Here is a 20,917-nt window from a genome sequence, read left to right as displayed (position 1 = left end):
GCGACAGGCGCGGCACTTCACTGAGAATTTTAAATGCTTCAGCCGCGTCTTGCACGCTGGATATCACGTACACGCTGTTTTTCAGCCCGCGCCATCAGATACCAGGCGATAAAACCGACAACCCCGACCACGCCGAGGATGATCGACGCCAGGGCGTTGATCTCCGGGTTCACGCCCATGCGCACGCTGGAGAAGACCAGCATCGGCAGCGTCGTCGCCCCCGGCCCGGAGACGAAGCTGGCGATCACCAGATCGTCGAGCGACAGGGTAAACGCCAGCAGCCAGCCGGAGATCACTGCAGGCATGATCATCGGCAGCGTGATGATGAAGAAGACCTTCAGCGGTGTGGCACCGAGATCCATCGCCGCCTCTTCGATGGAGTGATCCAGTTCGCGCAGGCGCGACGAAATCACCACCGCCACGTAGGCGGTACAAAACGTCACGTGCGCCAGCCAGATAGTCAGCATCCCGCGATCCGCCGGCCAGCCGATGGCGTGCGCCAGGGCGACAAACAGCAGCAGCAGCGACAGACCGGTGATCACATCGGGCATCACCAGCGGCGCGGTGATCATAAAGGCAAAACCGTTCGAACCGCGGAAACGGCCAAAACGCACCATCACCATCGCCGCAATGGTGCCGAGCACCGACGCCATGGTGGCCGCACAGGCGGCAATCGTGAGGCTCAGCCCCACGGCACTCATCATCGCGTCGTCGCGAAACAGCTCGCCGTACCAGCGCGTCGACCAGCCCGCCCAGACCGTCACCAGTTTTGAGCTGTTAAACGAGTAGATCACCAGCATCAGCATCGGCGCATAGAGGAAAGTGAAGCCGAGCACCAGAATCAGAATTCGCCACGGAGAGCGCACGACCGGTAAGTTGTTCATCCGTGATCTCCCATCTGTTTTTGCTGATGTTTATGGAACCACATGATCGGTACGATCAGCAGGAGCAGCATCACAATCGCCACCGCCGACGCCACCGGCCAGTCGCGGTTATTGAAGAACTCCTGCCACAGCACGCGACCAATCATGATGCTGTCTGGACCGCCGAGCAGTTCCGGGATCACGAACTCGCCCACCGCCGGGATAAAGACCAGCATCGAACCGGCAATAATCCCGCCCTTGGTCAGCGGCACGATCACCTGGAAAAAGGTTTTCAGCGGACGCGCGCCGAGATCCAACGAGGCTTCCACCAGCGAGTAATCAATCCGCGTCAGGGCCGTGTAGATCGGCAGCACCATAAACGGCAGATAGGCGTACACAATCCCAATATAGACCGCCAGGTTGGTGTGCAAAATCGTCAGCGGCTGATCGATAACGCCGAGCCACATCAGAAAGTTATTCAGCACGCCGTTGTTTTTCAGAATTCCCATCCAGGCGTACACGCGGATCAGGAACGAGGTCCACGACGGCAAAATCACCAGCAGCAGCAGAATGTTGCGTGTCGAGGGTTTGCTGTGCGCCACCGCCCAGGCGAGCGGATAGCCCATCGCCAGACAGCAGATCGTCGAGATCGCCGCCACCTGCAAGGACTGCAGATACGCTTCGAAATAGAGCGGATCGTCCGTGAGCTGCAGGAAATTGCCGAGATTAAGCGTGATCGACAGCTGCCCGTCGACCCACTCCATCAGATTCGTGTACGGCGGGATCGCCCGCGCCATCTCCGCGAGGCTGATTTTGAAGACGATCAAAAACGGCAGCAGGAACAGCAGGATCAGCCACACGTACGGCATGGCAATCACCAGCTTGCGGCCGTGCGCCATCTGCACGCGCGTCAGCCACTGCGCAAAACCGCCCGGTTTTTGCACGCGGGCCGGTGGTTCAAGTGTATTCATGGCCACTCCTTATACCGTCAGCACGACGCAACTGTCCGCATCCCAGCACAGGCGCACTTCGTCGCCCCAGGTCGGCAGTCCCTTCCGGTAGCGGTGTTCGTTCTGCAGCTGAGCGCTGATCATCTGCCCGCTTTTGAGGCGCACGTGATAGATCGAGAGATCACCGAGATAGGCAATGTGGACCACTTCACCGACAGCAAAGTTATAGCCATCGGCTGGCGGCTCGTCGCAGAGCATGATTTTTTCCGGGCGCAGCGCCACGTAAACCGGGACGTTATCGACAATCGACGCGTCCGGGTCGACCTTGAGCGGATGCACCAGACCCGGCGACTCAATCACCAGGCCGTCCTCCTGACGATCTTTCAGCAGCCCTTCGAAGACGTTCACCGAGCCGATAAACTCGGCGCTGTAACGGGTGGTCGGATGCTCATAAATCTCTTCCGGCTCGCCGATTTGCACGAACTTCCCGCGATTCATGATCGCGATACGCCCGGCCATGGTCATCGCCTCTTCCTGGTCGTGAGTCACCATCACGCAGGTCGCGCCGACGCGCTCGAGGATATCCACCACTTCGAGCTGCATCCGGTCGCGCAGTTTTTTATCCAGCGCCCCCATCGGCTCGTCAAGCAGCAAAAGCTTTGGTCGTTTTGCCAGGCTTCGCGCCAGCGCCACGCGCTGACGCTGGCCGCCGGAGAGCTGATGCGGTTTACGTTTCGCAAACTCCTGCATGTGGACCAGGCTCAGCATTTCCGCGACGCGGGCGGCGATTTCTGCTTTTGGCAGCTTGTCCTGCTTGAGGCCAAAGGCGATGTTCTGCTCTACCGTCATGTGGGGAAAAAGCGCGTAGGACTGGAACATCATATTGATCGGGCGCTCGTAGGGCGGAACGCGGGAGAGATCGACCCCATCCAGCATAATTTGTCCGGCCGTTGGCGGTTCAAACCCGGCCAGCATGCGCAGCAGCGTGGATTTTCCACAGCCGGAAGCGCCCAGCAGCGCAAAAATTTCGCCTTTATAGATCGTCAGGCTGACGTCATCCACGGCGTGCTGGCCGTCGAAGGATTTGGTCAGGTTACGGACTTCGAGGAGCGGAGTCAGCGCTTTACGGGTTTTCGCCTGCGGGCGTGGGAGGGTTTCGTTCACGGGGTGCTCTCCGGCAGAAATCTAAACGGGTGCAGGCGCACCGAAAAGGTGCGCCTGTTGCCGGGCGATGTCGCGCATGCCCGGCCTGGATAACGGTTTATTTACCGCTTTTCACCTTCGTCCACGCACGAGTACGGACGCGGTCGATTTTCGGATCCTGAACTTTCAGGGTAAACATTTTGGCGCGCACGTCAGCCGGCGGGTAGATACCCGGGTTGTCGCGCACTTCTGCGCTCACCAGCGGCGTCGCTTCTTTGTTGGCGTTGGCGTAGAAGACGTGGTCAGAGATGTGCGCAATCACGTCCGGACGCAGGAGATAGTTCAGGAACTGATAGGCTTCGTCTTTGTTTTTCGCATCCGCAGGCATCGCAAAGACGTCGAAGAACGCCATCGCCCCCTCTTTCGGAATCGAATAGGAGATATTCACGCCGTTTTTGGCTTCTTTCGCACGGTTCGCCGCCTGCCAGACGTCACCCGCCCAGCCGATAGCTACGCAGATGTCCCCGTTCGCCAGATCGTTGATGTACTGGGAGGAGTGGAAGTAGCGAATATTCGGGCGCAGCTTCAGCAGCAGATCCGTCGCCGGGCCGGTGTAGTCGTCGGCTTTGGTGCTGTTTGGATCTTTGCCGAGGTAGTTCAGCACGGTGGCAAACACCTCTTCCGGCGCATCAAGGAAGGAGACACCGCAGCTTTTCAGTTTTTCGAGGTTTTCCGGTTTCAGCACCAGATCCCAGCTGTTCACCGGCGCGTCTGCACCCAGCGCTTTTTTCACTTTATCGACGTTATAGCCGATACCCGTGGTCGCCCACATGTACGGCATGGCGAATTTGTTTTCCGGGTCGTGTTTGGAGATGAGCTTCAGCAGCTCAGGATCGAGGTTTTTCCAGTTCGGCAGTTTGCTTTTATCCAGCGGCTGGAACACACCGGCGGTGAGCTGGCGCTCAAGGAAGCTGGCTGACGGCACGACCAGGTCGAAACCGGTGCTGCCCGCCATCAGTTTGCCTTCCAGCACTTCGTTGGAGTCGAAGACGTCGTAGACCACTTTAATCCCGGTCTCTTTTTCGAAATTCGCGACCGTGTCCGGGGCGATATAGTCAGACCAGTTATAGATGTGCAGCGTTTTTTGTTCCGCAGCGAGCGTACCGGCAGAGACAGCCATCAGAGCACCCGCAACCAGACCCGATAACCATTTTTTATGTAAGGCGATCATAGCGTTATTCCTTATGAAAGCTCGTTAACAGTTGTTAACAAACGAACTCAAACCATGCAATTGGTGATATGCAAGAATCGTGCATATTTTGTCGCTGTGCCTGACGCAAAAGAAAAAATCTTTTGGCAGTTTCTGCTCGCTTTTTTAAGCTCCGCAAGAATAACTGTAGCCCGTGCCCCAGGCTATAGCCCAGATTAAAAAACGCCTTTTATCAATTTTTTATGCAGGATCTGTCTATGGGATAAGCCGAAATGGCCTGCGGGTAAGTGAATAATTCTTTAAAGAAAGGTTACAGCCAGAGGAAAATTTTGTGATACGCAGCCGCCATGGCAGCGACTGCGTGAGGTCTTAAAGGCTTAGTGCAGGAACGAGTCCCGTGAATCGTTATTCTCCATATCCTCTTCGGTGGTAAAGAGTAAATGGTGCGCGCTGGCTTCCAGCATCACCATGGAGATCTGCTCTTCGCTCTGGCGCATAAACCAGGCAAACTGTTTAAACGACACACCGGGTCCGGCGAATAAAGACTGGCAAACCACCAGTTTCGGCAGATTATCATCCTGTATGTCGAGAAATGCTTTCACCGTCAAAGAACCGGCATTTATGGCCGATAAATCAGACGCCAGGGCCAGCAATGCCGAGGGCTTGACCTCCGCCAGCGCCGAGAAAAGCACCACGTCGTTGATCAGATCGATTTTGGCATCAAACACGCCGTCGAAATTTTGCATATGCGGCAGGTGCAACGCCTGGCAGGAATCACACTCAAAATAGGTGATGCCTGCATCGTCGAGCCATTGACGTAACGTATCCAGTGTTGGAACGACCTGTAAATCCATAGCAGTGCAGCCTCTTAAGTAAAAACTTCGCCTAGATTACGCAAAAAAAGCAGCCCTAACCACCCGTTTTCAGGCAAAAGCCCGGCGTGGCGTGGCGCTCGATCCATGAGATCATTTTACCTGCGATATCGATCCCGGTGGTTTTTTCAATGCCTTCAAGGCCGGGTGACGCATTCACTTCCATCACCAGCGGACCACGGTTCGCGCGCAGAATATCCACGCCCGCGATATCCAGCCCCAGGGTTTGCGCCGCCTTGATGGCAATTTCTCGCTCGCGGTCGCTGATCGTGGCGATTCGCGCCACGCCGCCGCGATGCAGGTTCGAACGAAAATCGCCGTCTTTGGCCTGGCGCTCAATGGCGGCCACCACTTCGTCGCCGACAACCAGGCAGCGGATGTCGCGCCCCTTCGCCTCTTCGATATACTCCTGCACCAGAATGTGCGCATTCAGACCGCGAAAGGCATCGATGACGCTTTCAGCCGCCTGGCGCGTTTCGGCCAGCACCACGCCAATGCCCTGCGTGCCTTCCACCAGTTTCACCACCAGCGGCGCACCGCCGACCATGTCAATCAGATCGCTGGTGTCATCCGGCGAGTGGGCGATGCCGGTAATCGGCAGGTCGATCCCCTGACGAGCGAGCAGCTGCAGGGAGCGCAGCTTGTCGCGCGCGCGGGTGATAGCGACGGATTCATTTAAAGGGTAGCTGCCGAGCATCTCAAACTGGCGCAGCGCGGCGGTGCCGTAGAAGGTAATTTGTGAGCCGATGCGAGGGATGACCGCATCGAAGTGCGGCAGATGGCGGCCTTTATAGTGAATCGAGGACGCCGCCGGGCTGATGTTCATATAGCACGACAGCGGATCGAGGATCTCAACCAGATGACCACGCTTATTGGCTGCCTCAAGCAGACGTTTACACGAATAGAGCGTTCCATCCCGGGACAAAATGGCAATTTTCACCCTGCACCTCTCTAAAGACTCGATAAAAGCCTGCGTATCATACACGCAGGCTGGCACAGGATGAATGGACTTATCGCACAGCCCAGCCCTGTTTATGCAAATAGTCGAGAATAAACGGACGGTTTTCTTTGATGATGGTGCGACGGATGTGATCGCTCCAGGTATCGCGGCGATTATTGCTTCCGCGTGACAGGTAATAGCTGGCGAGCTCTTCGTCGTATTGGGCAAGAACCTGCGCATCCACCGGCTGGTAATGATTCTCGTGCATGATCATCGCCGCAGGCAGACGCGGCTTGAGATCCGGATTATCCGCCGGCCAGCCGAGGCACAGGCCAAACAGTGGTAACACGTGTTTTGGCAACTTCAGCAGTTCGGTCACGGCTTCAATATTGTTGCGCAGGCCGCCGATGTAAACGCCGCCTAATCCAAGGGATTCGGCCGCCGTCAGCGCGTTCTGTGCCATCATCGCTGTATCCACGACGCCGAGCAGAAGTTGTTCCGCCAGGCCCAGTTGCGCATCGGGGCAGATTTGCAGATGACGGTTGAAGTCGGCGCAAAACACCCAAAACTCCGCCGCCTGCGCCACGTGCGGTTGCCCGCCGGTGAGTGTCACCAGCTGTTCACGCATCGCGCGGTCGGTGATGCGAATAATCGACGTGCACTGCAAAAAGCTGGAGCTGGAGGTCGCGCGCGCGCTGTCCACAATCGCTTCACGTTCGGCGTCGCTAATCGGCTTATCGGTGAAATGGCGGATGGAACGGTGGGCGCGAATCACATCAATCGTCGGCGTCATTAGGTCTCTCTTTTCTCAGTCTGTACGCGGAATGACAGCCAGTATAGGCAAAGAAAAGTGTGATGTAATTGGCGAAACATAGCCTGTAAGTATTAAAGCGACAGGTAAAACCTGCTTTCCATGAGCAACGGTTATCGGGCAAACTAAGCGCATTCGCCGTTGGGCTTACGTTTTGAGGAGAGAGATATGTTTGCAGTGATTTTTGGACGTCCGGGATGCCCTTACTGCGTCCGCGCTAAAGAACTGGCAGAAAAACTGACCGCTGAGCGCGATGACTTTAACTTCCGCTACGTGGACATTCACGCGGAAGGCATCAGCAAAGCCGATCTGGAAAAAACCGTGGGTAAACCTGTTGAGACTGTACCGCAGATTTTCCTCGACCAGACGCACATCGGCGGCTTTACCGATTTCGAAGCCTACGCGAAAGAAAATCTGGGGCTGTTTGCCGCCCAGTAACGCGTTAACGCCCTCTCAGGAGGGCGTTTTTATTTGTGTCGCCAGCGATGAACGAGGCTGCGCGCAAACATAAAACAGAGCGCGCCCAGCGCACACCAGAATATCCCGCTCATCAGCCACGCCAGCTCCTGCCATAGCGAACGCGGCGAGGCAAAAACGAGACGTAACAGCACCAGACACAGCGGTGCCGCCAGCATCGCGCCAATCAGCGGTTTCACCACTTCTCCCCCGCGGGAAATGAAGCTTGCGATCACGCCGGGTAAAATGAAAAAGAGCAAACCCAGCTCAGGATGGCCTGAGGCTCTGAATGCGCCTTTGACGTGGAATGCTAAAGAGAGGCAAACCGCGATAAACAGTAGAAAGCAGCAGACGACGCCTGCCCAGTTCCGCTTGATGTTCAAAAATCCTCCTGACTCCATCACTATCGAATACACAATCGTCCAACGGACGCCCAGTCAGATAATGCAATGTGGCATTCCTTGCCAAAGCTCATACATTGTTACGCGATCTTTTCTGGCCCTGGATATCTAATACGATTAGACTATCGGCCAGTTATTGTTCTGTGGGATATATTCTGTATGGGCGAAAGGGAAAATCCCTGCACTCACATGGGATAAAACAGTAGCCTAAATCCCCCATCCTTTCAACAGCTTAACGGTAAACAAGAAGTTAGCCTCCGTGAATATAAACGTCGCAGATTTGTTAAATGGGAATTACATCCTGTTATTATTTGTTGTACTGGCACTGGGACTGTGTCTGGGTAAATTACGCCTGGGTTCAGTTCAACTTGGTAATTCCATTGGCGTTTTAGTGGTCTCATTATTATTAGGCCAGCAGCATTTCAGCATTAACACGGATGCACTGAATCTCGGTTTTATGCTGTTTATTTTTTGCGTGGGTGTGGAAGCCGGGCCGAACTTTTTTTCAATTTTCTTCCGCGACGGCAAAAATTATCTGATGCTGGCGCTGGTGATGGTCGGCAGCGCGCTGGTGATCGCGTTAGGGCTGGGTAAACTGTTTGGCTGGGATATCGGGTTGACCGCGGGGATGCTCGCCGGTTCGATGACCTCAACGCCGGTGCTGGTTGGTGCGGGCGATACGTTGCGCCACTCGGGCATGGCGGGAAGCCAGCTCTCGCTGGCGCTCGATCATCTGAGCCTGGGCTATGCCCTGACCTACCTGATTGGTCTGGTGAGCCTGATTGTCGCCGCCCGTTATTTGCCTAAACTCCAGCACCAGGATCTCCAGACCAGCGCCCAGCAGATTGCTCGCGAGCGTGGTCTGGATACCGACACTAAACGCAAAGTCTATCTGCCTGTCATTCGCGCCTATCGCGTCGGGCCGGAGCTGGTCGCCTGGGCCGACGGTAAAAATCTGCGCGAGCTGGGCATCTATCGCCAGACCGGCTGTTACATCGAACGTATCCGCCGCAACGGCATACTGGCTAACCCGGACGGGGACGCCGTACTGCAGATGGGCGATGATATCGCGCTGGTCGGCTACCCGGACGCCCACGCGCGCCTCGATCCGAGCTTCCGTAACGGTAAAGAGGTCTTCGACCGTGACCTGCTCGACATGCGCATCGTCACGGAAGAGATTGTGGTGAAAAACCACAACGCCGTTGGCCGCCGTCTGGCGCAGCTCAAGCTGACCGATCACGGCTGCTTCCTGAACCGCGTGATCCGCAGCCAGATTGAAATGCCGATTGACGACAATGTCGTCCTGAACAAAGGCGACGTTCTGCAGGTAAGCGGAGACGCGCGCCGCGTCAAAACCGTCGCCGATCGCATCGGCTTTATCTCCATCCACAGCCAGGTGACCGACCTGCTGGCCTTCTGCGCCTTCTTTATTGTCGGCCTGATGATTGGGATGATCACCTTCCAGTTCAGCAACTTTAGCTTCGGCGTGGGTAACGCTGCCGGTCTGCTGTTCGCCGGGATCATGCTCGGCTTCCTGCGAGCCAACCACCCGACCTTTGGCTATATCCCGCAGGGCGCGCTAAACATGGTGAAAGAGTTCGGTCTGATGGTCTTTATGGCAGGCGTGGGGTTGAGCGCAGGCAGCGGCATCGGCCACAGCCTGGGCACTGTCGGCTGGCAGATGCTGGTCGCCGGTCTGATCGTCAGCTTGCTGCCAGTAGTGATCTGCTTCCTGTTCGGCGCCTACGTCCTGCGCATGAACCGCGCAATGCTGTTTGGCGCGATGATGGGCGCGCGCACCTGCGCCCCGGCAATGGAAATCATCAGCGACACCGCGCGCAGCAACATCCCGGCGCTGGGCTACGCTGGCACTTACGCCATCGCCAACGTCCTGCTGACCCTCGCCGGTACGCTGATCATCGTCATCTGGCCCGCGCTCGGATAACTCTGAAGAATGCGCATCGCGCAAATTTTTTTGCGATGCGCAGAACTTTTCGTATATGAGGCAGTCATAACTATTGCCACTGCTTTTCTTTGATGTCCCCCAATTTGTGGAGCCCATCAACCCCGCCACTTTGGTTCAAGGTTGATGGGTTTTTTGTTGCCTGGGATTTGTCATCTATCAGATCAATCACTTACACAGCCACTGTCCCATGTATGGCGACAAAGTGGCGGCAGCGCTTTTGCTATGCGCATAAATCGTTGCTCTATGCCGATTCAATCGCGTACAGCAGTTCAACTAAAGCAACCGCGCCGACATCATCCCAGCGCAAATAACTCGCCAAAGAACTGGTTCCTGAATCCCTACCTAAAATTTTCTGACAGATAGCCTGATGATCGGCTGAGGCGGAAACCCAAACAGCCCCACTCTGTTGGCAAAAGTAGGTAGAGCCTTTCAAGCCCTCCCGCTGAATGCGTTTCTTCCAGGTGTCCACCAGCTGCGTCGTAACTCTTAAACTCATTATTTCCCCCAAGTTAATCAAGCATTCCCAGATAACAATCCTATAAAATATCAGGATGAATCAGCCCGGAGAATACGCGTGTTTAATTTTTATCCTGACAGATTTTTCAGCAGAACAGATGTCATGAGTCGCCCCACACCTGTTCCTGCTGTAAATGGTATCTATTTTTGGTGGTTCAAAGAGATCCCGCCAGGTGTTCCGACTGAGGGTTGCATTATTCAGGATGGATATACATTACTCTATGTCGGTATTTCACCGGATAAAAAAGGAAAACCGAACAGCCGCGCCAATCTTCGTCAGCGCATCAAAACTCACTATAGCGGCAACGCCGAGGGCTCAACGCTCAGGCGCACGCTCGGGGTATTGCTATCGGCGGAAAGCAATTTTCCTCTCCGCCGTGTTGGCTCGGGAACCAGAACGACATTTACCCATCCTGGCGAGCAGTGGCTGGACAAGTGGATGGAAAAGAATGCACATGTGTATTGGGTAGCAAATGAAGAACCCTGGGTATTGGAAGAAAAATTAATTTCCAGCATTTCGCTGCCATTAAACCTTCAGGGTAACAACCACAACTTTAAACCGATACTCTCAGCAATGCGCAGCAAAGCCATGGCAGAAGCCAAAATAATGGAGATCGCGGATGAAAGAGGATTTAGACGGAGTGTCATTGCAGAATTGATGAATGAATAAAAAACATATCCTGAGATTCCAATTAAAGGAAATGAGAGCTGCATACTGGAAAACTAAGGACCTGGATTTCAATCCTAACTACATGACCGGCTTTATGATGGATATGGAAGCCAAAAATAGAGGTATCCATTAGTAATGCTTTAGTGCCGAGAACAATTGGCAATGCCCCGTAATCGCCACTCCTTGCCATTGGTATATTGATTATCTTGTAAGCCATTTTTTCAATAAGTCCATTAAAAGACGGCTTTTAAGCCGCCTGAATTTCAGACCCCACATCAAATCACTTGCGTCACCGTACTTCCCTGTTCAGTAAATTCCACCGTCGCACTGGCACCATTGACCAGTGAAATTTGCGGAGGAATATGACCAATATCGACGTCATAAAGAACCGGAGCGCTAAGGTCTCCCAGGGCCGAACGAAGGGCGTCTAAATAATTATGCTGCGTCGCTTCTGTAACATCTAAAGCAGCACTCCTTCCTATGAGTACGCCAGCTAAATCGTTGAACCAGCCCTGCAAACGTAAGCTCAATAATGCTCGCGTTAATTCACAAGGGCCCATTTCCACATTTTCAAAATAGAGAATAATACCGTCCTGGCGATTCAGCTCCCGGAAGCGCGATAATTGACCATAAGGTGTTCCGGCAAGTCTCGAGATGATGTCAAGGCAACCACCTATTAATCGGCCCTCGAAACTGACGGGCGTCGTGCCGCCATCCAGTCGCTTCCACTTCGTCTCCTTTGTAAGATTGAAACCCTCATCCGAAGCCGGTCCCCATTGGTTTTCTTCGATTTGATAAGCCTGGGAGGAGTACTGCTTGATATGAGTTGCCCGCTCGTTTTCAAGAATGCTCCAAATGGCTTGTGTTGTGGGATCCAATTCTCTGGCTCCCAAATCCATCAGATTAGGACCATGTAAGGTTGCCCAGTGCGACAGCGTGGTCAGCGGGAAATGCAAAGTGCTTAGATCAGAAAAACCCACAAACCATTTCGGCTCCAGAGTGGCTAGCCTCTGGAAATCAATCAGTTCAAGCAGCTCCATAGCCAGATCTCCGCCCCATGGCGGCATGATGGCTTTCACTTCTGGATCGGTCAGGAAGGCCATCAGCTCCGTCGCTCGCAACCGCTTACAGGCACTTTTATTTTTATGCTGAGAGCGTAAACACTCCCCCTCACGAACCCTGTATCCCCGGTTTTTTAGTTGCTGAATGGCAAGGTCCAACCGCTGATGCAAATGAGGAGGAACGCCTGACGAGGGTGCGGTAATCGCAATCAAATCCCCTGGAACCAGTTTGGGCGGAAAACTTATGTTCATCTCATAAATCCTTATCAGAAGAGCGCAATCCATCATCCATAAATTGTGGAACGAGTGCCAATCCTTACCCATAATTTTTAAATGCTAAACACCCGGGAGATAAGTTGATGAAAAACAAAACCGCCGTCATTTTCGGTGGCAGTGGTGCCATCGGCAGCGAAACCGCCAGAACTCTGGCGCGCGAAGGGGCGCATGTTTACCTTGCCGCGCGGCATCAGGATAAGCTCGATCGCATCGCGAATGAAATCCGCGCAGCTGGTGGGACAGTAGATACCTGGGTCATCGATGCCCTCGATGAGCAATCCATCCATGAGCAAACCGCAAAGCTGGCCCAACAAGCTGGCGGCATTGATATTGTCGTTAACGCGACGGGGTTTATGCACAATCAGGGCAAATCGCTCGCTGAACTTTCTCTAGCCGAGTTCAAACAAGGGTTCGATCCGTTCCTCACTGCCCTCTTCAATATCTCAAAAGCCGTCACTCCTTACATGGGCGGCGATCGCTCGGGCGTAATGATTACTGTCGTTGCCCCAGCGGCGACGATGGCGATGCCAAACCATCTGGGTCATATCGTCGGCTGCGCGGGGATCGAGGCGTTCGTCCGGGCGCTCGCCAGCGAACTGGGGCCGAAGAATATTCGTGTCGTCGGCGTGCGGTCTCATGCCATTACCGGCGCAGTTGAGGCGGGTTCGTATACCGGGGAGTTGTTTACGATAAAAGCGCAGTCGATGGGGTTAACGGTTGATCAATTTCTGGAAGGCGCCGCGCAAAGTACCGTACTGAAGCGGCTGCCGACGCTCGCACAAGTGGCCGAACTGGTGACTTTCCTCGCCTCCGAACATGCCGGGGCGATGACCGGAACAGTAGTCAACGTGACCGCCGGGGCGACGCATTAAAGCCCCGCAATCCGCCCCACCATCGCCCGGATCTCTTCCCGGGATAGCGGTTCGCGATCGGTGACAAAATGCAGCGTCATGCCCTCAATAAAAGCATCCAGCGCACGGGTGGTCACCGGATCAAACCACTGCTCAAGGGTGCTCTGGCTGGTCTGCATCCAGTCCTGCATCACTTTTTTTAGCGCCGGTTTACGGTTCATCAGCGCATAGAGCTGGTACATCAGTTCCATATTGTGCGGCGTAGTGACCTCTGAGCTGTGGATCAGCGTAGTGATAGCTTCACAGGCCATCTCCGGTCCGGTTACACCGGCAAAAAACTCCCGGTATTGTCGGGACATATCGCGGGTAAATCCGGTGAATGCCTCTTCGAGCAGCGAGTCGATACCGTCGAAATAATAGGTCATCGACCCCAACGGCACGCCCGCGCAGGTGGCGATTTTACGGTGCGTCACCGCATTGATCCCATGCTCGGCGATGGACTCCAGCGTGGCCTGCAGTATCCGTTCCCGCCGCTGCGGATCGTTTGGTCTTCTAGTCATATTTTCCCCTTTCGGTTTGTGTACAAATGTACACAAACTTGCTAGTGTTGTCGCTATTGTTGTACTTCCGGTGCTCCTCAATGACGTTGATTTCTCCTCGTAAAGCCCTGCAGCGACGCCTGTGGGCGCTGTTTATGTTCTTCTTTATTCCCGGATTGCTGATGGCGTCCTGGGCGACGCGTACCCCTGCGATCCGCGATATTTTGTCGGTGTCGACGGCAGAAATGGGTATCGTGCTGTTCGGTCTGTCGATCGGATCGATGAGCGGCATTCTCTGTTCGGCATGGCTGGTGAAGCGTTTTGGTACGCGGAAAGTGATCCGCACCACTATGTGCAGCGCCGTGGTTGGCATGTTTTTCCTGAGCGCAGCCCTGTGGTTCGCGTCGCCAGTGATGTTTGCCTTTGGTCTGATGGTCTTTGGCGGCAGCTTTGGCGCGGCGGAAGTGGCGATTAACGTCGAAGGCGCAGCGGTTGAGCGCGAGCTGAACAAAACCGTTTTGCCAATGATGCACGGCTTTTACAGCCTCGGTACGCTCGCTGGCGCCGGTGTCGGCATGGCGCTGACCGCCTTTGGCACCGCCGCCAGTCTGCATATTTTGCTGGCCGCGCTGGTGTGCATTCTGCCGATCCTGACCGGCATCACTTTTATTCCTGATGGTACCGGCAAAAACAGCGCGGAAGAGCAAAAAACGACCGAGAAAGGGTTACCCTTTTATCGCGATATGCAGCTGATGTTGATCGGCGTGGTGGTCCTGGCGATGGCGTTTGCCGAAGGCTCCGCCAACGACTGGCTGCCGCTGCTGATGGTCGACGGTCACGGGTTTAGCCCGACCTCCGGCTCGCTGATTTACGCCGGGTTTACCCTCGGAATGACCGTCGGGCGCTTTACCGGCGGCTGGTTTATCGACCGCTACAGCCGCGTCGCCGTGGTGCGCGCCAGTGCGATGATGGGTGCGCTGGGTATCGCGCTGATTATTTTTGTCGACGTGGACTGGATCGCCGGAGTCTCGGTTATCCTGTGGGGCGCGGGCGCATCGCTCGGTTTCCCGCTGACCATTTCGGCGGCCAGCGATACGGGCCCGGACGCCCCAACCCGCGTCAGCGTGGTTGCGACCACCGGCTATCTCGCCTTCCTGGTCGGCCCGCCGCTGCTCGGTTTCCTCGGTGAACATTACGGGCTGCGCAGCGCGATGCTGGTGGTGTTAGCCCTGGTCATTGTCGCCGCGCTGGTCGCGAAAGCCGTGGCAAAACCTGTTACGCAACATTCTGCAATGGAGAAGGGATATGAGCGTTAAGTTAATCGCTGTCGACATGGATGGAACCTTCCTGAGCGACGCCAAGACCTACAACCGCGAGCGCTTTCTGGCGCAGTATGCACGCATGAAGGAGCAGGACATTCGCTTCGTGGTCGCCAGCGGGAATCAGTATTACCAGCTGATCTCCTTCTTCCCGGAGATTGCCGATGAGATCGCCTTTGTCGCGGAAAACGGCGGCTGGGTGGTGAATGCCCGCGAAGATGTGTTTAACGGCGAGCTGACCAAAGCCCAGTTTGATACGGTGGCGCGTTTTCTCTGCGCGCTGCCGGAAGTGGAAGTGATCGCTTGCGGGAAAAGCAGCGCCTATACCCTCAAAGCCTATGACGACAGCCTGAAAGAGATGGCGGCGAAGTATTACCATCGCCTGGAAATGGTCGATAACTTTGACCATCTGGACGATATCTTCTTTAAATTTGGACTGAATCTGCCGGACAGCGATATTCCGCGCGTGCAGGAGATGATCCACGCCGAGCTGAGCGACATTATGGTTCCGGTGACCACCGGGCATGGCAATATCGACCTGATCATTCCAGGCGTGCACAAGGCGAACGGTCTGCGGATTTTGCAGCAGCACTGGGGCATTGCCGATAGCGAAGTCGTGGCGTTTGGTGACAGCGGGAATGACGTGGAGATGTTGCGTCAGGCGGGCTTCAGTTTCGCGATGGCCAACGCCAAACCGCACATCAAAGCGGTCGCACGTTTTGAAGCGCCGCATAACAACGATGAAGGCGTGCTGGATGTGATTGAGAAAGCGTTGAACGGGGAAGCACCGTTTAATTAGTGCCCGCTAAACGCCCGGTGGCGCTACGCTTATCGGGCCTACAAAAGCGACAAACACGATTTGTAGGCCGGGTAAGGCGCAGCCGCCACCCGGCAAAACTTACTGCAACGCGCTGCCGACGCGCTTATCTTTCAGGAACACCACCATCAGCCCCAGCCACAGCACGCCGTTCGCGAGGTTAAACAGGCTGAACAGCCCGTTGCCGCCAAAGCTGTAGGCGTGTTTGCTGACTTCGATTCCGACGGTGAAAATCAGCATCTGCAGCATCCCCATCGCGGCGGAGACCGTGCCCTTACTCATTTCACTGGCGAACAGCGTCAGGCGCACCAGCCCGGCGTTTGCCAGGCCAATACCAAAGGCATAAATACTCAGCCCGGCCGTCATCCACAGGTAAGCATGTGAAGAGGCGACGGTGGCCACAGCGGCGACCACCAGTCCAGCCACAATCGGCCAGCCGCCCATGATGATCAGCGACCGCACGGAACGACGCGATGTGAGGCACGCCAGCACCAGGTTGCCGATAATCAGCGCGCCAAAAATCGGCACCTGGAGCAGACCATATTCGTAGCTGCTGAGCTTCTCGCCGCTAATGATGATCACCGGCGACTGGGCAATCCACGCCAGCAGTGGCAGGCTCACAAAACCTGTCGCCAGCGCGCCCGCCACAAAGCGGCCATTTCTGAGCACTTCTTTATAGTCGCGCCCCAGCTCTTTCAGGGACAGCTTTTCGCCCAGACGGGTGGCGGTCTCCGGCATCGCGCGGTGCAGGCCGAAGAATGAGATTGCCGCCAGGAGCGCGAACAGCACAAACATCCCTTCCCACGGCGCAACGTGCACCCAGGCCGCGCCCACCAGCGGGCCGAGCAGCGGCGCAATCAGCGCCACGTTCGCCATCAGGGCGGTGATTTTGATGCACACCGCCTCCTCAAAGGACTCCTGAATGGCGGCATACCCCACCGCGCCGATAAAGCACAGGCTCACCCCCTGCAAAAAGCGCAGGATCGTAAATTGTTCAATGGTTTGCGCCAGCAGAATGGCGAGGCAGGTGACGATAAACCACACCACGCCGGTGAGCATGACCGGGCGACGGCCAATACGATCTGACAGCGGCCCGAGCAGCCACTGCAAAAACATGCCGCCAGCCAGATAGGCGGTCATGGAGGTTGGAACCCACTCGATCCCGGCGTTGAACTGCTCCACCACCGCCAGCATACCCGGCTGGATCATATCGTTGCCGATATAGGTAGAGAATTCGTAAAGCACCAGACACAGAGGGAAAAGTAACGCCTGACGACCCAGACGATTACCGGAAGAAGAACGGTTTAACATGCGGTCTCTTTTTGATGTAAAAATCGCGATGAGTGTAATGAAATGACGGGTCGCGAGATAGTAAATTATCGAAGATAAACAGAAATAAAGCACATATCGTCGCCGTTTAAGGTTTCCTTAAGTTGACACCTTTATGATGCCTCTATTTCCCGTCAACGAACGTCATTTATGGCCCACAATACTGCCCCATCAGATTTATCTAAGTCGCCGACAACTAAGACAAAACCCCTTTACCGTTTACCGGCCCGCTTTTATGGTTATCAGCTTTTCGTGCTGATTGTTCTGGCGGTGCTGTTTACCTGGCTTTCACGCGATGAAACGCTGGATCGGTGGATAACGGGTTTCTGGTATGACGCCGCCACGCACCATTTCCCGCTCCAGCAAAATCACCTGCTGGACCTGCTGAACCACCGACTGGCGAAGTACATCGCCATTGCGCTGGCAGCAGTCGCGCTGATTTATGGCGCGTTGCGCCGCAATATGCCGCTGGTGACGGGCGCATTGTTGATGGGACTCGGAACGCTGGTGGTGGGCGTGCTAAAAAGTATCAGCCACCACAGCTGCCCGTGGGATCTGCTGGAGTACGGCGGCAAGGCGGTGTCGTATCCGCTGTTTGGCAGCGCGCCTGAGGGTAGCGGCCCCGGTCGCTGTTTCCCTGGTGGGCACGCTTCGAGCGGCTTTATGATCATGGGGCTGTTTTTCGCCTTCTGGCGTGAGCGTCCTCGTCTGGCGTGGTGCTTCGTCGCCCTGGGCGCAGCGGTCGGGCTGGCGATGGGCTTCGGTCAGGTGATGCGCGGTGCGCATTTCTTCTCTCACAACCTGTGGGCAGGTTGGTGGGTGTGGTTTTCTCAGGTCGTGGCTTACGGCCTTGTTTCTGCCTGGTTTGCAAAAGAGTGATGATGGAATGTTAGAGAATCTCAATTACGGACTGTTTTATCTGATTAATGCCACCCCGGCGTCACCGGAGTGGATGATTATCTTTGCCAAATTTGTCGCCAAAGATCTGATTAACATCGTGCCCCTGCTCATCGCGATCCTTTGGCTGTGGGGCCCGCGTAGGCAGGTCAGCGCCCAGCGTCAGCTGGTGATTAAGATTGCGATGGCCCTGGCGGTGAGCATGACCGCCTCCTGGACGCTGGGACATCTGTTCCCGCACGACCGTCCGTTTGTCGACCATATCGGTTCAAACTTCCTGCACCACGCGGCAGATGACTCCTTCCCAAGCGATCACGGCACGGTGATTTTCACCTTCGCGCTGGCGTTCCTGTTCTGGCATCGCGTCTGGTCGGGCGTGGTGTTGATGGTTATCGCCCTTGGCATCGCCTGGTCGCGCGTTTATCTCGGCGTCCACTGGCCGCTGGATATGCTGGGCGGATTGCTGGTTGGTTTTATGGGCTGTCTGACGGCGCAAATCCTGTGGAATATCATGGGCCAGCAGATTTATCGCGGGCTGCAGCGGGTTTACCGCGTCTGCTTCGCCCTGCCCATCCGCAAGGGCTGGATACGTGACTAATCCCGGTCCGACAGGTTACACTTGAACCCCCACATTGTGGGGGTTCACTTTTTCGCCCCGAGGATCTATGGAAACACGACGCGACGACCGCATCTCCCAGCTGCTGCACGCCCTGAAGCGCAGCGATAAGCTGCATCTCAAAGAAGCCGCTACCTTGCTCGGCGTTTCCGAGATGACCATCCGTCGCGACCTGAACAGCGAAAGTGCCCCAGTGGTACTGCTCGGCGGTTATATTGTGCTGGAGCCGCGCAGCGGCAGCCATTATCTGCTGAGCGATCAAAAAACCCGCCTGGTCGAGGAGAAACGCAAAGCCGCGCGGCTGGCCGCTTCCCTTGTGCAACCCCATCAGACCCTGTTTTTCGACTGCGGCACGACCACGCCGTGGATTATCGAAGCCATCGATAACACGCTGCCGTTCACGGCGGTGTGCTACTCCCTGAACACCTTTCTGGCGCTTCAGGAGAAACCTGAGTGTCGGGTGATCCTCTGCGGCGGCGAGTTTCACGCCAGCAATGCCATTTTCAAACCGTTGAATTTGCAGGATACGCTGAGCAATCTGTGTCCGGATATCGCCTTTTACTCGGCAGCGGGCGTGAGCGTGCGTCAGGGTGCGACCTGCTTTAATCTCGAAGAGTTGACGGTGAAGCACTGGGCGATGAATGCCGCGCAGTATCATGTGCTGGTGGTGGATCACAGCAAATTTGGCAAAGTCCGCCCGGCACGGATGGGTGAGCTGGCGCGTTTTGACGCGATTGTGAGCGACTGTAAGCCGGATGACGAGCTGGTCACCCATGCGAAGGCGCAGCAGATTAAGTTGATGTATTGAGTGCGGTTTTGCCGGGTGGCGCTTACGCTTACCCGGCCTACGAAACCGGATTCAATTGATGCATTGTGCGCGGGTTTTGCCGGGTGGCGCTTACGCTTACCCGGCCTACGAAACCGGATTCAATTGATGCATTGTGCACGGGTTTCGCCGGGTGGCGCTCACGCTTACCCGGCCTACAAAACCGGATTACATTGATGCATTGTGCGCGGGTTTTGTAGGCCCGTGCAAGCGAAGCGCCGCCGGGCATGGCAGACGGCGCTGAAATCACTTAAAACCAACCGCCAAACCACGAGTGGAATTTCATCATCACGAAGTCCCACATCCGGCTAAAGAACCCGCCCTCTTCTATCGCTTCCATCACGATCAGCGGACGCTGCTCGATGGATTTGCCGTTCAGCTGGAAATCAATCGTCCCGACCACCTGGCCCTTTTTCAGCGGCGCGGTGAGCTGCGGATCGGTCAGCGTGTAGCTCGCTTTCAGGTTTTTCAGCTGTCCGCGCGGAATCGTCACAGAACCCGCTTCACCCGCGCCCAGATTCACTTCGCTCTTATCGCCAAACCAGACGCGCTGGCTGATGAAGGTCGCATCCGGCTTAATCGGCGTCACCGTTTCAAAGAAGCGGAAGCCCCAGGTCAGCAGTTTTTCAGATTCGTTAAAGCGGATACGGTCGGTTTTGGTGCCCAGCACCACGGAGATCAAACGCATATCGCCCTGGGTCGCAGAAGCCACCAGGTTATAGCCCGCGCCCGCGGTGGTGCCGGTTTTCATGCCGTCCACGTTCACGTTGCTGCTCCACAGCAGACGGTTGCGGTTCGGCTGGCGAATCTTGTTGAAAGTAAACTCTTTCTCTTTGTGGATAGCGTACTCATCCGGCACGTCGTGGATCAACGCTTTGCCCAGCAGCGCCATATCGCGCGCGGTACTGAACTGCCCCGGCGCGTCCAGGCCGTGAACGGTTTTGAAGGTGGTTTTGGTCAGACCCAGCTTCTGCGCGTAGCCGTTCATCAGGCCGATAAAGGAGTCCTGACTCCCGGCGACGTAATCCGCCAGCGCGATACAGGCATCGTTACCCGACTGAATAATCACCCCCTTATTCAGATCCGATACGGAAACCTGGTCCCCCGGTTTCAGGAACATCACGGATGAACCGCGCAATGCCGGGTTGCCGGTGGCCCAGGCGTCTTTGCCGATGGTCACCATATCGTCGAGCTTAATTTTGTTGGCTTTGAGCGCCTGCCCGACCACGTAGCTGGTCATGATCTTGGTCAGACTCGCCGGATCGAGCTGTTCGTCGGCGTTGCCTTCGGCCAGCACTTTGCCGCTGGCGTAGTCCATCAGGATCCACGCGCGCGCGTCGACCGGCGGCGCTTCAGGGGCCGCGGCTTCCGCTGCATACAGGGTTGGAGAAAACAGGAAAAGCAGTACGGAGCCTGCTGCGAGGCTTCGCAGAGAAGAAGTTTTATGCGTCATAAATGCCACCCGAGTGTCCTTTCTAAAAAATCACGTCACATCACCGTGTCGCAAGAAGCGATGAGTAATAACGTACTAATGAGTCTAAAGAAACCTAAACCAGGTAAAGTTTTTAAAGTTTACGCAATAACGGGC

The 20,917-nt window shown here is 55.6% G+C and carries 22 protein-coding genes; 9 read left to right on the top strand and 13 right to left on the bottom strand.

Going from position 1 to position 20,917, the window contains the following annotated elements; translation table 11 throughout:
* Positions 1–38 precede the first annotated feature (38 nt).
* The 7 genes from potI to nfsA all read right to left on the bottom strand — a co-directional run bounded on the left by potI (position 39) and on the right by nfsA (position 6,771).
* Complete coding sequence (potI, locus tag U9O48_RS07780) at positions 39–884, bottom strand: putrescine ABC transporter permease PotI (RefSeq protein WP_095281394.1); 846 nt, start codon at positions 882–884, stop codon at positions 39–41.
* Positions 881–1,834, bottom strand: a complete 954-nt coding sequence (gene potH / locus U9O48_RS07775) for a putrescine ABC transporter permease PotH (RefSeq protein ID WP_285149115.1) — start codon at positions 1,832–1,834, stop codon at positions 881–883. The genes potI and potH overlap by 4 nt, the downstream gene beginning before the upstream one ends.
* A 9-nt stretch (positions 1,835–1,843) precedes the next feature.
* Complete coding sequence (gene potG / locus U9O48_RS07770) at positions 1,844–2,977, bottom strand: putrescine ABC transporter ATP-binding subunit PotG (protein WP_285149114.1); 1,134 nt, start codon at positions 2,975–2,977, stop codon at positions 1,844–1,846.
* Between the two features lie 97 nt (positions 2,978–3,074).
* Positions 3,075–4,187, bottom strand: a complete 1,113-nt coding sequence (gene potF / locus U9O48_RS07765; RefSeq protein ID WP_282492325.1) for a spermidine/putrescine ABC transporter substrate-binding protein PotF — start codon at positions 4,185–4,187, stop codon at positions 3,075–3,077.
* Between the two features lie 356 nt (positions 4,188–4,543).
* Positions 4,544–5,020 (bottom strand): YbjN domain-containing protein, encoded by a 477-nt coding sequence (locus tag U9O48_RS07760; protein ID WP_282492324.1) that lies wholly within the window; start codon positions 5,018–5,020, stop codon positions 4,544–4,546.
* Positions 5,021–5,075: 55 nt separating this feature from the next.
* On the bottom strand, positions 5,076–5,978 hold the full coding sequence (gene rimK, locus U9O48_RS07755; RefSeq protein WP_282492323.1) for a 30S ribosomal protein S6--L-glutamate ligase: 903 nt from the start codon (positions 5,976–5,978) through the stop codon (positions 5,076–5,078).
* A 70-nt stretch (positions 5,979–6,048) separates the two neighbouring features.
* Positions 6,049–6,771, bottom strand: coding sequence for a nitroreductase NfsA (gene nfsA / locus U9O48_RS07750; RefSeq protein ID WP_282492322.1), 723 nt, complete (start codon positions 6,769–6,771; stop codon positions 6,049–6,051).
* A 186-nt stretch (positions 6,772–6,957) separates the two neighbouring features.
* On the opposite strand from nfsA, the gene U9O48_RS07745 reads away from it, so the two are divergent.
* Positions 6,958–7,227 carry a GrxA family glutaredoxin gene (locus U9O48_RS07745; protein ID WP_095281388.1) on the top strand — a complete coding sequence of 90 codons (270 nt, stop codon included), beginning with the start codon at positions 6,958–6,960 and terminating at the stop codon, positions 7,225–7,227.
* 29 nt (positions 7,228–7,256) lie between these two features.
* Here U9O48_RS07745 and U9O48_RS07740 read toward each other — a convergent pair whose 3' ends face one another.
* Positions 7,257–7,628: an inner membrane protein YbjM gene (locus U9O48_RS07740; RefSeq protein WP_285145470.1), complete on the bottom strand. Its 372-nt coding sequence runs from the start codon at positions 7,626–7,628 to the stop codon at positions 7,257–7,259.
* 277 nt (positions 7,629–7,905) lie between these two features.
* On the opposite strand from U9O48_RS07740, the gene U9O48_RS07735 reads away from it, so the two are divergent.
* Positions 7,906–9,591, top strand: coding sequence for an aspartate:alanine antiporter (locus tag U9O48_RS07735; protein ID WP_285149113.1), 1,686 nt, complete (start codon positions 7,906–7,908; stop codon positions 9,589–9,591).
* 262 nt (positions 9,592–9,853) lie between these two features.
* Here the strand turns inward: U9O48_RS07735 and U9O48_RS07730 are convergent, their stop codons facing one another.
* Entirely contained in the window at positions 9,854–10,108 is a 255-nt protein-coding gene (locus U9O48_RS07730) for a hypothetical protein (RefSeq protein ID WP_285149112.1), read from the bottom strand.
* Positions 10,109–10,186: 78 nt separating this feature from the next.
* On the opposite strand from U9O48_RS07730, the gene U9O48_RS07725 reads away from it, so the two are divergent.
* Positions 10,187–10,798 carry a GIY-YIG nuclease family protein gene (locus U9O48_RS07725; protein WP_285149111.1) on the top strand — a complete coding sequence of 204 codons (612 nt, stop codon included), beginning with the start codon at positions 10,187–10,189 and terminating at the stop codon, positions 10,796–10,798.
* A gap of 275 nt (positions 10,799–11,073) precedes the next feature.
* Here U9O48_RS07725 and U9O48_RS07720 read toward each other — a convergent pair whose 3' ends face one another.
* Positions 11,074–12,111, bottom strand: a complete 1,038-nt coding sequence (locus tag U9O48_RS07720) for a S66 family peptidase (protein WP_285149110.1) — start codon at positions 12,109–12,111, stop codon at positions 11,074–11,076.
* A gap of 107 nt (positions 12,112–12,218) precedes the next feature.
* Here U9O48_RS07720 and U9O48_RS07715 point away from each other — a divergent pair, with 107 nt between their 5' ends.
* Positions 12,219–13,007: an SDR family NAD(P)-dependent oxidoreductase gene (locus U9O48_RS07715; RefSeq protein WP_285149109.1), complete on the top strand. Its 789-nt coding sequence runs from the start codon at positions 12,219–12,221 to the stop codon at positions 13,005–13,007.
* Here the strand turns inward: U9O48_RS07715 and U9O48_RS07710 are convergent.
* Positions 13,004–13,546, bottom strand: coding sequence for a TetR/AcrR family transcriptional regulator (locus U9O48_RS07710; protein ID WP_285149108.1), 543 nt, complete (start codon positions 13,544–13,546; stop codon positions 13,004–13,006). The genes U9O48_RS07715 and U9O48_RS07710 overlap by 4 nt on opposite strands.
* 80 nt (positions 13,547–13,626) lie before the next feature.
* On the opposite strand from U9O48_RS07710, the gene U9O48_RS07705 reads away from it, so the two are divergent.
* Together U9O48_RS07705 and U9O48_RS07700 are read left to right on the top strand one after the other, a co-directional pair.
* Complete coding sequence (locus tag U9O48_RS07705) at positions 13,627–14,841, top strand: MFS transporter (protein WP_282492312.1); 1,215 nt, start codon at positions 13,627–13,629, stop codon at positions 14,839–14,841.
* The gene (locus U9O48_RS07700; protein WP_282492311.1) at positions 14,831–15,643 is read left to right on the top strand and encodes a Cof-type HAD-IIB family hydrolase; all 813 of its coding nucleotides are present in this window, start codon (positions 14,831–14,833) and stop codon (positions 15,641–15,643) included. The genes U9O48_RS07705 and U9O48_RS07700 overlap by 11 nt, the downstream gene beginning before the upstream one ends.
* A gap of 99 nt (positions 15,644–15,742) precedes the next feature.
* Here U9O48_RS07700 and U9O48_RS07695 read toward each other — a convergent pair whose 3' ends face one another.
* Positions 15,743–16,972: an MFS transporter gene (locus tag U9O48_RS07695; RefSeq protein ID WP_285149107.1), complete on the bottom strand. Its 1,230-nt coding sequence runs from the start codon at positions 16,970–16,972 to the stop codon at positions 15,743–15,745.
* A 168-nt stretch (positions 16,973–17,140) separates the two neighbouring features.
* On the opposite strand from U9O48_RS07695, the gene U9O48_RS07690 reads away from it, so the two are divergent.
* The 3 genes from U9O48_RS07690 to deoR all read left to right on the top strand — a co-directional run bounded on the left by U9O48_RS07690 (position 17,141) and on the right by deoR (position 19,311).
* A complete protein-coding gene (locus U9O48_RS07690) occupies positions 17,141–17,869 on the top strand; it encodes a phosphatase PAP2 family protein (RefSeq protein ID WP_282492309.1) in 729 nt (242 codons plus the stop codon).
* A 7-nt stretch (positions 17,870–17,876) separates the two neighbouring features.
* Positions 17,877–18,485: an undecaprenyl-diphosphate phosphatase gene (gene ybjG, locus U9O48_RS07685; RefSeq protein WP_285149106.1), complete on the top strand. Its 609-nt coding sequence runs from the start codon at positions 17,877–17,879 to the stop codon at positions 18,483–18,485.
* A gap of 67 nt (positions 18,486–18,552) precedes the next feature.
* Positions 18,553–19,311 (top strand): DNA-binding transcriptional repressor DeoR, encoded by a 759-nt coding sequence (deoR, locus tag U9O48_RS07680; RefSeq protein ID WP_285149105.1) that lies wholly within the window; start codon positions 18,553–18,555, stop codon positions 19,309–19,311.
* 268 nt (positions 19,312–19,579) lie between these two features.
* Here deoR and dacC read toward each other — a convergent pair whose 3' ends face one another.
* A complete protein-coding gene (dacC, locus tag U9O48_RS07675; protein WP_285149104.1) occupies positions 19,580–20,782 on the bottom strand; it encodes a serine-type D-Ala-D-Ala carboxypeptidase in 1,203 nt (400 codons plus the stop codon).
* Positions 20,783–20,917: the final 135 nt, after the last annotated feature.

It is taken from the genome of Lelliottia sp. JS-SCA-14, from assembly GCF_035593345.1.
In the GTDB taxonomy this organism is placed as follows: Bacteria; Pseudomonadota; Gammaproteobacteria; order Enterobacterales; family Enterobacteriaceae; genus Enterobacter; species Enterobacter wanjuensis.
This window is presented reverse-complemented; position numbering and strand designations above follow the sequence as displayed.